At 53.6% G+C, this 12,835-nt stretch carries 10 protein-coding genes and 2 pseudogenes; 11 read left to right on the top strand and 1 reads right to left on the bottom strand.

Going from position 1 to position 12,835, the window contains the following annotated elements; translation table 11 throughout:
* Nucleotides 1–28: 28 nt before the first annotated feature.
* From H8274_RS01970 to H8274_RS01950, 5 genes and pseudogenes are all read left to right on the top strand, one after another.
* Nucleotides 29–829: pseudogene (locus H8274_RS01970) on the top strand (IS30 family transposase); the annotation flags it as partial.
* Nucleotides 830–1,171: 342 nt separating this feature from the next.
* Nucleotides 1,172–1,378 carry a type II toxin-antitoxin system Phd/YefM family antitoxin gene (locus H8274_RS01965; protein ID WP_143021838.1) on the top strand — a complete coding sequence of 69 codons (207 nt, stop codon included), beginning with the start codon at nt 1,172–1,174 and terminating at the stop codon, nt 1,376–1,378.
* Nucleotides 1,368–3,419, top strand: coding sequence for a type I restriction-modification system subunit M (locus H8274_RS01960; protein ID WP_185933688.1), 2,052 nt, complete (start codon nt 1,368–1,370; stop codon nt 3,417–3,419). The genes H8274_RS01965 and H8274_RS01960 overlap by 11 nt, the downstream gene beginning before the upstream one ends.
* Nucleotides 3,419–4,681, top strand: coding sequence for a restriction endonuclease subunit S (locus tag H8274_RS01955; RefSeq protein WP_244924606.1), 1,263 nt, complete (start codon nt 3,419–3,421; stop codon nt 4,679–4,681). The genes H8274_RS01960 and H8274_RS01955 overlap by 1 nt, the downstream gene beginning before the upstream one ends.
* Nucleotides 4,681–7,566: a type I restriction endonuclease subunit R gene (locus H8274_RS01950; RefSeq protein WP_244924496.1), complete on the top strand. Its 2,886-nt coding sequence runs from the start codon at nt 4,681–4,683 to the stop codon at nt 7,564–7,566. Before H8274_RS01955 ends, H8274_RS01950 begins: the two co-directional genes overlap by 1 nt.
* Here the strand turns inward: H8274_RS01950 and H8274_RS01945 are convergent.
* Nucleotides 7,544–8,739, bottom strand: a protein-coding gene (locus tag H8274_RS01945) for an IS3 family transposase (protein WP_185933549.1) whose coding sequence is annotated in 2 segments (ribosomal slippage) — nt 7,544–8,457 and nt 8,457–8,739 — 1,197 coding nt in all. Because the reading frame shifts where the segments join, the coding sequence is not laid out codon by codon here. The genes H8274_RS01950 and H8274_RS01945 overlap by 23 nt on opposite strands.
* A gap of 327 nt (nt 8,740–9,066) precedes the next feature.
* On the opposite strand from H8274_RS01945, the gene H8274_RS01940 reads away from it, so the two are divergent.
* The 6 genes and pseudogenes from H8274_RS01940 (at nt 9,067) to H8274_RS09965 (ending at nt 12,723) form a co-directional block, all read left to right on the top strand.
* A complete protein-coding gene (locus tag H8274_RS01940) occupies nt 9,067–9,441 on the top strand; it encodes a helix-turn-helix domain-containing protein (protein ID WP_185933686.1) in 375 nt (124 codons plus the stop codon).
* Nucleotides 9,441–10,112, top strand: coding sequence for an ImmA/IrrE family metallo-endopeptidase (locus tag H8274_RS01935; protein WP_185933685.1), 672 nt, complete (start codon nt 9,441–9,443; stop codon nt 10,110–10,112). The genes H8274_RS01940 and H8274_RS01935 overlap by 1 nt, the downstream gene beginning before the upstream one ends.
* A gap of 57 nt (nt 10,113–10,169) precedes the next feature.
* Nucleotides 10,170–10,955, top strand: coding sequence for a DUF4417 domain-containing protein (locus H8274_RS09970; RefSeq protein WP_420807967.1), 786 nt, complete (start codon nt 10,170–10,172; stop codon nt 10,953–10,955).
* On the top strand, nt 10,952–11,311 hold the full coding sequence (locus tag H8274_RS01925) for a polymorphic toxin type 50 domain-containing protein (protein WP_074663953.1): 360 nt from the start codon (nt 10,952–10,954) through the stop codon (nt 11,309–11,311). The genes H8274_RS09970 and H8274_RS01925 overlap by 4 nt, the downstream gene beginning before the upstream one ends.
* A gap of 5 nt (nt 11,312–11,316) precedes the next feature.
* Nucleotides 11,317–11,670: a hypothetical protein gene (locus H8274_RS01920; protein ID WP_244924495.1), complete on the top strand. Its 354-nt coding sequence runs from the start codon at nt 11,317–11,319 to the stop codon at nt 11,668–11,670.
* 261 nt (nt 11,671–11,931) lie between these two features.
* A pseudogene (locus H8274_RS09965) lies at nt 11,932–12,723 on the top strand (transposase).
* Nucleotides 12,724–12,835 lie beyond the last annotated feature (112 nt).

The raw sequence follows: 12,835 nt of genomic DNA, 5'->3' as shown, positions 1-12,835 counted from the left end.
ACAAAACTCAGTACGCTTCACCAAAGCCCGCCAACGCCGTCCCAAACAACCCAAAATCCTAGCCAACCCAGCCCTTTTTAGAGCCGTGAAAAACAAACTCGCTAAACACTGGAGCCCGGAACAAATATCTGCTTGGCTCACGCGCACTTTCCCGGATAATAAGGCTATGCATGCCTGCCACGAAACGATCTACCAAGCCATCTACGTGCAAGCCAAAGGCTCCCTCAAACTCGAAGTCACACGCGCCCTACGCACAGGCCGTGCCCGCAGAAAACCACGCCCACACCACCCAGAAAGAAGACCACGTTTCCGCGAGCCTATGGTCATGATCAGCGACCGGCCAGCCAGCGTGGAAGACCGCGCCATACCAGGCCACTGGGAAGGCGATCTCATCCTGGGAACAGGCAACCAAAGCGCGATCGGCACTCTCGTGGAACGCGCCACCAGATTCACGATCCTTCTGCACCTACCAGGCCATCACGATGCCGGCGCCGTACAAGAAGCAATCATCAAAAAGATGCGTCACCTGCCCGCACTACTACGTAACACGCTCACCTGGGACCAAGGCTCTGAAATGGCACTACACAAGAAAATAGCCACCGCCCTGAACATGGACGTCTATTTTTGCGATCCACACTCACCATGGCAGCGCGGTACCAACGAAAACACCAACGGCCTACTACGCCAATACTTCCCCAAGGGAACCGACCTATCCACCTATTCCGAAGCCTACCTCGACGCCGTCGCCGAAGAACTCAACGACCGGCCACGCAAAACACTAAACTGGAACAAACCATCAGAAAAAATACTCGAACTCATCAACACCTAACCGTTGCAACCACCACTAGAATCCGCCCAGGGGGGACAAAATCATGCCAGGACCATCCAGCCGACAAGCCCATCATCCCAGGAAATCATCCCCAACGGGCTCTTCAATAATGTAACGGGGTCTGGCTCAGAGTTCACGTTGACTAGTTCAAAGTGAGGGGGCGGCTTCTGCGCAGCAGGGTGCCACTGGCTCTCGTATCGCTCAGAGTACATGTAAAATCACATGGGATTGCGCATGGCGAATCAGTCTTAAATTTACATGTAAAAGACGCCGTGTTCTCGCCCTGGAGGCGGCTGGTTTGTGGGAAACTTGGAGGCGTTACGTTCGAGGTAGAGGGAGGCCGTGGTGGCCAAGCGACGCAAGGTTCCGATGCGCCATATCAACATCGGTGATCTCTCGCGCGGTCAAGCATCGCGCCTGATCAAAGAGGTTGCTGAGAAAGATGAGCCAGCCTACGTTCTGCGTTACGGCAAACCAATCGCCGTGGTGATCTCCAACGAGCGCTACGAACGACTGATGAGTGAAGGAATCGACCCGAGTGAGCACTAACAAATTCTCCAGCCACGTTTCATTGATCTGGAATATCGCGGAGATCCTGCGTGGCGATTACAAGGAACACGAATACGGCGACGTCGTGTTGCCGTTCACTGTGCTGACCCGCCTCGATTCGGTTCTGGTGGACACCAAGCAAGCGGTCTTAGATATCAAAGCCACCTCGGTGCCGAACAAGGTCAAGGAGCTGCAATACGCGAAAGCTACGGGTTACCCGTTTTGGAACACCTCGAATTTCACCCTGAAGACCCTGCTGGACGACCCGGATAATCTTGAGCAGAACTTGAGCTACTACGTGCAAGCGTTTGCTCCCGCTGCGCGTGAAGTGATGGAGGCATACAATTTTTACAATGTTATTGAACGCCTCGATAAAGCGGGCTTGCTCTATCAGGTGCTTTCCGAGTTCACGTCCTCAAAAGTCAACCTTCATCCGGACGTAGTCAGCAATGATCAGATGGGCCACATCTTCGAAGAGCTCATTCGCCGGTTCTCTGATTTGCAGAACGAAACCGCTGGTGAGCACTTCACCCCACGCGAAGTCATCAAGCTCATGGTCAATATCCTGTTCAGCCCCGATGAGGACATCGACCGGATCTGCACTGATGGGGCGATGGCCTCGCTCTACGACCCAGGGGTAGGCACGGGGGGCATGTTGTCGATTGCAGCCCAGCACGTCGCGGACATGAACGAAACCGCACGCCTTGAGGTGTTCGGCCAGGAACTCAATCCGCAAACCTATGCGGTGGCGAAATCGGACATCATGATCAAAGGCGAACGCCAAGAGCGCATCTACTTAGGTAATTCGCTCACTGATGACAAGACCGCAGGTAAGCACTTCGACTACATGCTGTGCAATCCACCGTTCGGGGTGAACTGGAAGAAGTACGCAGCCCCGATCCGCGAGGAAGCCGAGCGCAAGGGTTATCAGGGCCGGTTCGGCGCGGGCACACCCCGGGTCTCGGATGGCTCGTTCCTGTTCTTGCAGCACATGATCTCCAAGATGCAACCCTACGATCCCAACGATCCGGTCAATGCACCCGGAACACGGATCGGCATCGTCTTCAACGGCTCCCCGCTGTTCACCGGTGGGGCTGGCCAGGGCGAGTCCGAAATTCGCCGCTGGATTCTCGAAAACGACTGGCTCGAGGCGATCATCGCCCTACCGGATCAGATGTTCTACAACACCGGAATCCTCACTTACGTGTGGGTGCTCTCTAACCGTAAGGAACGCCGCCGTAAAAACAAGGTGCAGCTCATCGACGCCACCAACTATTTCCAGCGGATGCGCAAACCTCTCGGTGAAAAGCGAAAAAAACTCACCGAGGAAAACATTGCCGAGATCACGCGTATCTATGGTGCGTTCCAGGAAACCGAGGTGTCCAAGATTTTCGACACCGAAGACTTCGCCTATCACGAAGTCACAGTCGAACGCCCCTTGCGGCTCAGCTTCCAGGCCAACCCTGAGGCGATCGAGGCGCTTCAAGAATCCAAGACATTCGCTGCACTGGCCACCTCCAGGAAGAAGGCCGAACCAGCCCGTTCCCAGGAGATCGAGGCTGGCAAGCGCCTACAAGACGCAATCATCGACTCCCTACAGGGGCTTGACTCTGAGCGCGTGTTTCTCAACCGTGACGAGTTCACTGATGTGCTCCGCGAAGGCCTCAAAGAGCGAGGCCAGAAGATCAGCATTACTGTGCTGCGCAAGATCGTGGCAGAACTAGGTGTGAAGAATCCGGACGCGGATATCTGCCTCGATACGAAAGGCAACCCAGAACCCGACCCAGACCTGCGCGACACCGAACAGATCCCGTTCCGCGAAGACGTCGAAGCGTACTTCCAACGCGAAGTCATCCCTTACGCCCCCGACGCATGGATCGAACACAGCAAAACTAAGATCGGCTACGAGATCCCCTTCACCCGCTACTTCTACAAATACGAAGAACTCGGCGACCCGATAGAAACCCTCACCGAAATCCAAGCCCTCTCCGCAAGCATCCAAGCCGACATCGCCAAACTCTTCAGCGAGCAGGTGCAGTGATGCACGGTCAACTTGATGAGTGGATCGGAAACTTGCCTGCAGACTGGGATGCTGTCAAGACAAAGATGCTGTTCAAAATTCTAAAGCGACAGGTTCCCCATAAAGGGCAAACAATCTTGTCAATCACGCAGCGAGGGATCCGCCCAAGAAATATTTCTGAAAACGAAGGTCAGATGGCCGGTAACTACGACGGCTACCAGGAAGTATTCGCTGGCGACTTTGCCATGAACTCTATGGACCTTCTTACAGGTTGGGTCGATCAATCGCCGTATGACGGTCTCACTAGTCCCGATTACCGCGTCTTTGCTCCCACTGAGCCCGGTCGAGTTCATGGGCCGTTCTATTCGTATGTTTTCCAGAGCCTCTACTCTCGGCGAATTTATTACAAGTACGGCCAAGGCGTTTCCAACATGGGGCGATGGCGGCTCCCAGCTCAAACCTTCTTGAATTTCCCTTTGCCAAACCCCTCTCTTACAGAGCAGCAGACAATCGTCGAATTCCTTGACGTAAAGACTGCTGAGATTGATGGGTTGGTCGGGAAGATGGCTCGCCAGATTGAGTTGTTGGAGCGGTACAGGCGTGAGTTGATCGCTCGCACCGTGACCCGTGGGCTGGATCCTGATGCGCCGATGAAAGATAGCGGAATCGACTGGATTGACATGGCCCCAGCAGCCTGGAAAACGGCTTCGATCTCGGTCGTTACCGATGAGAATAAGGCCAAGAATGTAGATTTATCAGAGAAGAATCTGCTCAGCCTTAGTTATGGCCGGGTCATTCGCAAAGATATCGACCTCGCATTTGGTTTACTTCCAGCCTCCTTCGATTCTTACCAAATCGTCGAACCCGGCTACATCGTCCTTCGAATGACTGATCTGCAAAACGATAAACGCAGTCTCCGAAGCGCTCTCGCCGAGGAGCGTGGAATCATCACCAGCGCGTACATCGGTCTTAAGGTTCGCGGGCCAATCGTTAGTAAGTATCTTGCATGGCTACTGCGGTTTTATGACCTTGCAAAGGTGTTTTACTCGCTCGGCGGAGGTGTTCGCCAATCCGCAAACTACGAGGAAATCAGCAAGATTCCGATCCTCGTTCCCCCGGAGGACGAGCAACAGAAGATCGCCGATTTCCTCGAAGAAAAGTCAGCCCAGATTGAGTCGACTATTAAGGGCATCAAAAGGCAGATTGAGTTGTTGGGTAGGTATCGCAAGCAGGTTATTAATGATCTGGTGACGGGCAAGGTTCGTGTGGGAGAGGTGGAGTGATGGATACGTCTGAGCGCAGGTTTGAAGATGAGATCGAGTATTGGTTGACACATGTTGGCCCCTCTGAGTTCGATCTCTACGAATCGAGACCATCGGCCGGTTTTGATAAGCAGCTTGGTTTGTATCCGCAGGATCTGCTCGATTTTGTGCGAGAGATCCAGCCCCAGCAATGGGAGCGCCTGGAGCGCATTCATGGGGCGAAGGCTGGCGAGAAGTTCTGTAAACGGGTGGCTCGCGAGCTTGATCGGCGTGGCGTGGTCGAGGTGTTGCGCCGTGGCGTAGAAGACCTGGGGGCTCGGTTCAAGCTCGTGTTTTTTGCGCCTGGTTCGGATTTGAATGAGGTGTTGGCGGAGAAGTATTGGGCTAACCGGATGACTGTGGTACGTCAGCTGCAGTACTCGACGAAGAACACCAACTCCGTTGACACCGTGTTGTTTGTCAACGGTATCCCGGTGGTGACGATGGAGTTGAAGAATCAGCTCACAGGTCAGACCTATAGGGATGCTGTTGATCAGTACAAGCGTTCTCGGCCCGCCTCTGAAGTATTGTTCGGGCTGAACCGCCGCGCGGTGGTCCACTTCGCCGTTGATACTGACCAGGTGTGGATGACCAGCAAGCTCGCGGGCATGGACACGGTGTTTTTGCCGTTTAACCGTGGCTTTGAAAATGGTGCTGGGAATCCGCCCGTACCAGGTAAGTACAAGACGTCCTACCTGTGGGAGGAGGTGCTGGCGAAGGATTCCCTGCTCGACATTCTGCACAGGTTCGTCCAGTTCGTCCCGCATGAAAATGACCGGCGCAAAGACAAACTCATCTTTCCCAGGTATCACCAGCTTGATGCGGTGCGTGCTCTGGTGGCGGACGCCAAGGAAAACGGTGCTGGAAAGAACTATTTGGTGCAGCATTCGGCCGGTTCGGGTAAGTCGAACACGATCGCCTGGTTAGCGCATCACTTGTCGAATCTGCATGATGACCAGCAGCGGGCGGTTTTCGATTCCATCATCGTGATCACGGATCGGCGTGTGTTGGATAAGCAACTGCAGGACACGGTTTTCTCGATGGATCACACTGCCGGTGTGGTGGTGAAGGTTGATAAGAATTCCCGCCAGCTTACTGACGCGCTGGCTGACGGGGTGAAGATCATCATCTCGACGTTGCAGAAGTTCCCCTTCGTAGATGTGAGCAAGGTTGCCACGGCTGGCAAACGGTTCGCTGTCATCGTGGATGAGGCACACTCCTCCCAGACTGGTGAGGCGTCGGAGAAGCTGAAACAGGTTCTGGCGGATACCGCTACGGCGGGTAAAGAGTCCGAAGAAGACCTCTTAGAGCGCTACGCGGCCGCCGAGGCGCAGGTCGAGGCCGAACAACTCGAGATCGACGAGCAGATCGCTGAAGAACTGCGCACGCAGGGTCGTCAAGAGAACCTGTCATTCTTCGCATTTACCGCCACCCCGAAGCAGAAGACGCTGGAGATTTTTGGTACCCCGATGCCAGATGCGACCCCGCGCCCGTTCCACGTGTATTCGATGCGGCAAGCCATAGAAGAAGGCTTCATTCTGGATGTGCTGCAGAACTACACCACATACCAGACGTACTACAAGATCGGTAAAACCACTGCCGATGACCCTGAGTACTCCACCAAGCAGGCGAACAAAGCTCTGGGCAAGTACTTGAGCCTGCACCCGTACAATCTGCGACAGAAAGCAGAAATCATTATCGAGCACTTCCGTGCCAACGTCGCCCACAAGATCGGCGGCCAGGCTAAAGCGATGCTGGTGACGGGTTCGCGCTTGCACGCGGTACGCTACTACTTCGCCTTCCGCGACTACATCAAACAGAAGGGATACACGGACCTTGGCGTCCTAGTTGCGTTCTCGGGGGCTGTCGAAGATCAGGGGGCGGAGTACACCGAGGAACAACTCAACCAGATTCCCGAAGCCGAGCTGCCCGAAAGGTTCGCTACCGGGGAGTATCAGCTGTTGCTCGTTGCAGAGAAGTACCAGACCGGCTTCGATCAGCCGCTGCTGCACACCATGTACGTCGATAAGAAACTACACGGGGTGAAGGCCGTGCAGACCCTGTCGAGGATCAACCGCATGCACCCGGGCAAGACCGACACATTCGTGCTCGACTTCGTCAACACTGCTGAGGAGATCCAAAAGTCGTTCCAGGACTACTACATTTCCACCGGTATCACCGAAGAGACTGATCCGAACATCGTCTACGACCTGTACCACTTCCTCGCCTCCTACCACCTGTGGACGGACAAGGAAATCGAGGGCTTCACAAGAGTGTTCTTCACCCAGCAGACGAAGCAGACCAATCTCGATTTCAGCCGCCTGAACGCCTACCTGGATCCTGCGGTCGCGCGTTTCAATGAGCTCGAGGATGAAGACAAACTCGAAGTGCGAGCACGGATGAACAAGTTCAACCGCAACTACGACTTCTTGACCCACATCATTCGCTACGACGACGAGCGGCTGCATCGTTTCGCCGCCTACACCAAACTCCTCGTCCGGAAACTCCGCATCGACGGTGATCCCGCCCCGCATCTGGAAGACGAGGTTGCACTGCAGTACTACCGCATCCAAAAAGTCTACGAAGACTCAATCGACCTCATGGACGAGGAAGGCCAACTGACGAACAACCCCGACACCGCAGGGGCGAGCGAAGACGAGAAAGATAGCCTGTCGAACATCATCTCGAAACTCAACGACCGCTGGGGAACCGAGTTCACCCACATGGACAAGGTCATCGAACAGCTCACCGAGGACATGATCGAAGACGCCGAGATCAAAGCTCGCGCCCACAACTCCCTGGACTTGGGGCCCGACCCCCGGAAAGTGGACATGGGGGTGGTGTTTATGCTGCAAGGTCAAGTGTAGCTGACGCGTGTTTTTCGAAGGTGTCTGGGGCCTGGTAATTGCACCAGGTGTGCAATCGTTTCGTGTTATACCGAGTACACCACGCAAAGACCTGCCGGCGGCAGGAGAGCATGTTGGGGAAAACCTTCGCATTTTTGAGAACTTCTCGTTTGAGCGTTGCATTAAATGACTCTGCCAGCGCGTTATCGGCACTACTGCCTACAGCTCCCATGGATTGTTGTACTCCCAACTGGCGGCATGTTTCTTGAAATACAGAGGAGGTGTATACACTGCCGTGATCAGAATGGAAAATCGTTCCACGCAAGGATCCTCGCTGGTCTGCGGCCATCAGTAATGCCTCTCGGGCGAGTTCAACACGCATGTGATCTGCAATCGCAAAACCGACCAGTTTCCGGGAGAAACAGTCAATCACAGTAGCCAGATACATATTCTTTTGCCCGGCAAGGGGAAGATATGTAATGTCCCCGACAAGCTTGTCGTTAGGCCTGGCCGCGGTGAAATCACGCTCGAGAAGATCATCAAAGACCCGCTTATGTGGATCACTGACAGTAGTGCGAACACGACGTTTTTTCGTAAAACCTGCCAACCCGAGAGCTTTCATCACCCGTGCTACGCGTTTGTGATTTACCGGCTGGTCCGGGGTCTGCGCAGTAAGCAACGCGGCTATACGTTTAGCACCATACAAGCCACCTTCCGCCTCGAAAGCGATCCGAATTCGCTCCCCTAGCAGCCCGTCAGCGTATACCTGTTGCTCGCGCCGGGCCGCATTTGCGGCCCACTTGTAATAGGAAGAACGCCTTACTTTCAGTACGGTACACATCCGCTTGACTGAGAACTCAGTACGGTGGTCCTCGATGAACTTGAAGCGGATCACAAGCCCATCTCCTTCGCGAAATACTGCGCCGCCTTGCGCAAAATATCGCGTTCTTCTTTCAAAAGCGCGTTTTCCTTTTCGAGTTGTCGGATTCTCTCTGCTTCAGATAAGACCCGCGCCGCCTCTGCTTCTTTGCGCCGCCTGGCCCGCACCCCGGTGCCAAACTGGTTTACCCAGTTTTGCAGCGAATTACGATTAATTCCCAGATCAGAAGCAACCTGCGCCATTGAAGCCTCGCTGGACTCGTACGCGGCTACCGCGTCTTTCTTGAACTGCGCGGAATATGTTTTACGGGACATGGTAGAAGACTACCTTTCTCCGGCTGAACGCCGGGGCTAGCCTATGTCCACCAACAGGGGGTCAGGTCCTTGTTCTCCATCGTCTACTCTGAGCGCATCCAAGACATCGTCCTTGACCGCATGAACCAAAACCAGGACTTCGCGATCAAGTACCTCTCAGACGCCCAGTTCAGAGCCGACATGGATCGTGTCTTACTACCACTGATCCACTCACGCCTCAACAACAAAGACTAGAAGAAGCCACAACGGTGGTGCTCCGTTGTTGAGTCGGGCTTGCGCCGTAACACACCAGCTGTTAGCCTGTTAGCTAACAAGCAAGGAGGGAAGATGGATACGCGTTTAGAGTTCGGGAAGTTCCTCGCTGACCATCGCAAGCGGCACGAGTATACGATGAGGCAATTTGCCGACATGATCGGAGTGACCGCACCGTATTTGAGCGACATAGAAAAAGGGCGTCGAGCAGCGCCAGACACCAAGCTCGAGGACATTGCAGCAGCGCTAAGGCTTACCAGCGCCGAACGCGAGCACATGTTCGACCTAGCTGCAAGGACTCGCGATAACCAAGTGTCTGCTGACCTGTCGGGTTACATCATGGAGACCAATCTTGCACGCGTTGCCCTTCGGCGCGCCAAAGAGCGCGATCTGAGCGATAAACAGTGGAAGAGCATTATCGACATTATCGAAGGCGAGGATTCAAACTAGTGAGCCTTCAGCCCGCATATATATCAAAAGAGAAACTTGAGTTGAAAGCGGAGAAATTGCTCGCCACATATCGAGGTGGCTCACACCTAGATTCTCCCGCGCCACTCGATATTGAGAGTTTCGCCGAGTTCCACCTCGAGGCGACACTTGATTATCACCGGCTATCAGAAGATGGAAGCATTCTCGGAATGTCTATATTCCAAGACTTATCAACTCCGGTGCTCGACAGTCGTGGCCGAGCCATAGACGTGATGTTTCCTGCTCAAACGATTGTCATTGACCATGATGCGCTAAGTGATTCGCCGGAAAGTCGAATGCGCTTCACCGTCGCACACGAATGCGCTCACCTGATTCTGCATCAGCATATCTACTATCGCGACCCGACGATGAAGTGTTCTAGCAATAACAGCTACCGCCCCTTCACCATCGCTACCGAGGAGGTAGCTTCCGAGGCTTTTGATCGAGCCGAGTTTCAAGCAAATTACCTGGGTGCAGCGCTGTTGATGCCGCGCACGCCATTTAAGCAAGCGTTCCGGGCGCAGGTTCCCGGCAGCTGGTACGATCTTTCTAGCTGGAAGAAGAAAGATGTCATCCGCGAACTTGCCAGCACTTTCGAAACGTCACTACACGCCACCGCTCTGCGAGTAAAAAGCCTTAGCCTCGCGATTTAAAGTCGAGAGGGCATATTTTTTTCATCATACTGTAAGCACATTAGCGAACTTGTAAACATGAGAGGTTATATGTCAAGCTCTAGATGCTCACATTCGGAGGTGTTGCAAGCACCTTTGCCGAATCTCGTTCTACCTGAGCACATGGGTGTACTACGTACGAGCAATATGGAGAGCCGAACGATTACACCATCCAAGGATTGGAGGGACGTCGGTAACTGGAGATTGCTAAATGGGTTAAAACTTGCGCGCCCATACGACATCCCGATCATCGAAGGTTGCGAGGAAGTTCCTGAGTTCTTGGAAGTATTCTCAGAGACCACAAGAGGCGGCGAGATCAAGCCAGGGACGTGGGTACATTTTTATGAAGATGATCAGAAGTTTGTTAGGTTTTGGAATAATCCTGAAAAGTACCTACCTCGCCTCAGCGAATATTCAGGAGTCGTTAGCCCTGATTTCTCGACCTACGAGAATTTGCCTATTTGCGAACGAATGCACGCAACGTATAAGAATCAACTACTGGGTGCATGGCTGGAAAGGAATGGGGTTCAAGTTATCCCGAACGTTCGTCTAACTGGACGAGAGTCCGTCTCCTACGCACTGGCAGGTGTGCCATCTTCAAGGACGCTTGCAGTAGGGACTCACGGATGCATCAAGAAATCGAACAGTATGCATCAATTTCGGGAGGAAATCAGTCTAATTTGCCGTCTGAAGATGCCTACAGATCTCGTTGTGTACGGATGCTTGCCTAGGGCTTTGAGAGAGGTTCCGCTTGAACTAGGGATACCGGTTCATGTGTTTTCCCCAGACACTTGGCAGAGGTCCAAGAATCGAGGTGTGGCATGAGTAAGCCTCGAAGCAAAATGATCGACTACAAAGGTCGTATATTCCGAGCTGTTCGGGGTTTCACAACCGAGGTGCATTTTGGAAAACAATCGAAGCATCTTCCTGGACAGCAAGGCTATGATCCGAAGAGGTCACCCATTACGCTTGATATCACCCAAATTCAAGCATTAGTAGAATTAAAAGCCGGTACCGGAGAATGGTGGGGCAAGAATCGAGAAGTGATCGATTGTGGGGTTATCGTCGGTCTCTATCGTGATGTCCGAACTGGCAAGAGTCGTCCCACTAGCCGAGCCACCATCCACTATTCCCAAACAGGCTGCCATCTTGTTCCTGCCCACCCTTTGACAAGGAGTTGATCCCAATGTACCTGCATGCAGAAGAAGAATTTCAGGTTTGGCCCGTAGAGGAGTATGCAAGCGCGAATCTAAACAACCCTCTATCGATACTTTTTGAAGATGGCGAACATTACTCAGGGGTATTTTTTACAGCAACAGACTCCGACAATGGTGGAGAACTGGACATTGATATCGCAGATCCGCGTTACGATGAATTCCATCAGGTTGTTTTTGAGATAGTCGAGCCTATTAAAGCTGGGCGACGGCGTTACGGAAAATACCTCGCTATCGATTATCGTGATTTCCCGGTTCTGATTACGGATCTGATAAGCGGTGTCGTTGTGTACTCAGTAGGTCAGGATCCATCACGAGCCAAGTGATGCGGGTATTTCTTCGGAATCATCGGCCAAGCCTTTGGCCTGGGCTGGATTAAATAGACCATGCGATTTGAGCGTGTCTTTCGTGACAGCCCCTGTTGGGCAGGATGACTGGTAATCATGAAGAAATTCTCGAAGCACACCCCTGAGCAGATTGTGGCCAAGCTGGAGAAAGCCCGGGCTGGCCTGGGCTGGATTAAATAGACCATGTGATTTGAGCGTGTCTTCCGTGACAGCCCCTGTTGGGCAGGAAGACTGGTAATCATGAAGAAATTCTCGAAGCACACCCCTGAGCAGATTGTGGCCAAGCTCGAGAAAGCCCGGGCCTTGAAGGCCTCGGGTAGTACTGTGGCCGAAGTCTGCCGTGACCTCGGCGTCAGCGAGGCAACCTACCATCGCTGGGTCAGGCAGTACGGCAACATGTCCCGCAGCGAAGCCCGCCGCTTTAAAGAGCTGCAGGAAGAAAACACCAAGCTCAAGCGCTTACTCGGGGAAGCTGAGTTGGAAAAGGCGCTGCTGAAGGAGCTTGCGGAGGGAAAATTCTGACCCCGGCACGCAGGTATGAAGCCATCGATTACGCTCTATCTGTGGGTTATTCGGTGCGCTTTGCCTGCCGGGTCGTCGGGGTATCCACAGCGGCGTACTACAACGCCCGCAAACGCCACCAGAAGCCTAGCGCGGATAAGTACGCCGCTGTGCGTGGTGGTAGACCTCGGGTGTTGCGTATGGATGGTGTTGCGTATGGATAACGGCCCGGAGTTCATCAGCCAAGAGCTGACTCAATGGGCAGCCAAGCAAGACACTATCGAAGCGTTCATCCCACCGGGAATGCCCTGGCATAACGGGTTTGTGGAGTCCTTCCACAACCGGCTACGTGACGAGCTGCTAGAAGACGAGATGTTCGACGACCCTGCCCACGCGTCGCACTGCCTGCGACTGTGGTCAGAGCGTTACAATAAGCATCATCCTCATTCGAGCCTAGGATTTATCCCACCGACTGAATACGCCAACCAATGGCACCAAACCCAGGAAGGCACTCAAACCGACCGGTCCTAAAAACTAGCCCGGCCCATGCGGGCGACACAAAATGACAAGTACTGCTACCGGAACTGTATGAGACATTCGGAGTAGCCACGGAAAGTGTCTGCTAAACAAAGGCCTCCCCGTA

The organism is Actinobaculum suis (assembly GCF_900618115.1).
GTDB classification, from domain to species: domain Bacteria; phylum Actinomycetota; class Actinomycetes; order Actinomycetales; family Actinomycetaceae; genus Actinobaculum; species Actinobaculum suis.
The sequence above is the reverse complement of the archived record's forward strand: the minus strand, read 5'-3'. Positions and strand labels throughout refer to the sequence as shown.

Coding starts and splice junctions, on each gene's coding strand:
- H8274_RS01955 (WP_244924606.1), top strand. CDS start 3,419: ATGCACGGTCAACTTGATGAGTGGATCGGAAACTTGCCTGCAGACTGG.
- H8274_RS01950 (WP_244924496.1), top strand. CDS start 4,681: ATGGATACGTCTGAGCGCAGGTTTGAAGATGAGATCGAGTATTGGTTG.
- H8274_RS01940 (WP_185933686.1), top strand. CDS start 9,067: ATGGATACGCGTTTAGAGTTCGGGAAGTTCCTCGCTGACCATCGCAAG.
- H8274_RS09970 (WP_420807967.1), top strand. CDS start 10,170: ATGAGAGGTTATATGTCAAGCTCTAGATGCTCACATTCGGAGGTGTTG.
- H8274_RS01925 (WP_074663953.1), top strand. CDS start 10,952: ATGAGTAAGCCTCGAAGCAAAATGATCGACTACAAAGGTCGTATATTC.
- H8274_RS01920 (WP_244924495.1), top strand. CDS start 11,317: ATGTACCTGCATGCAGAAGAAGAATTTCAGGTTTGGCCCGTAGAGGAG.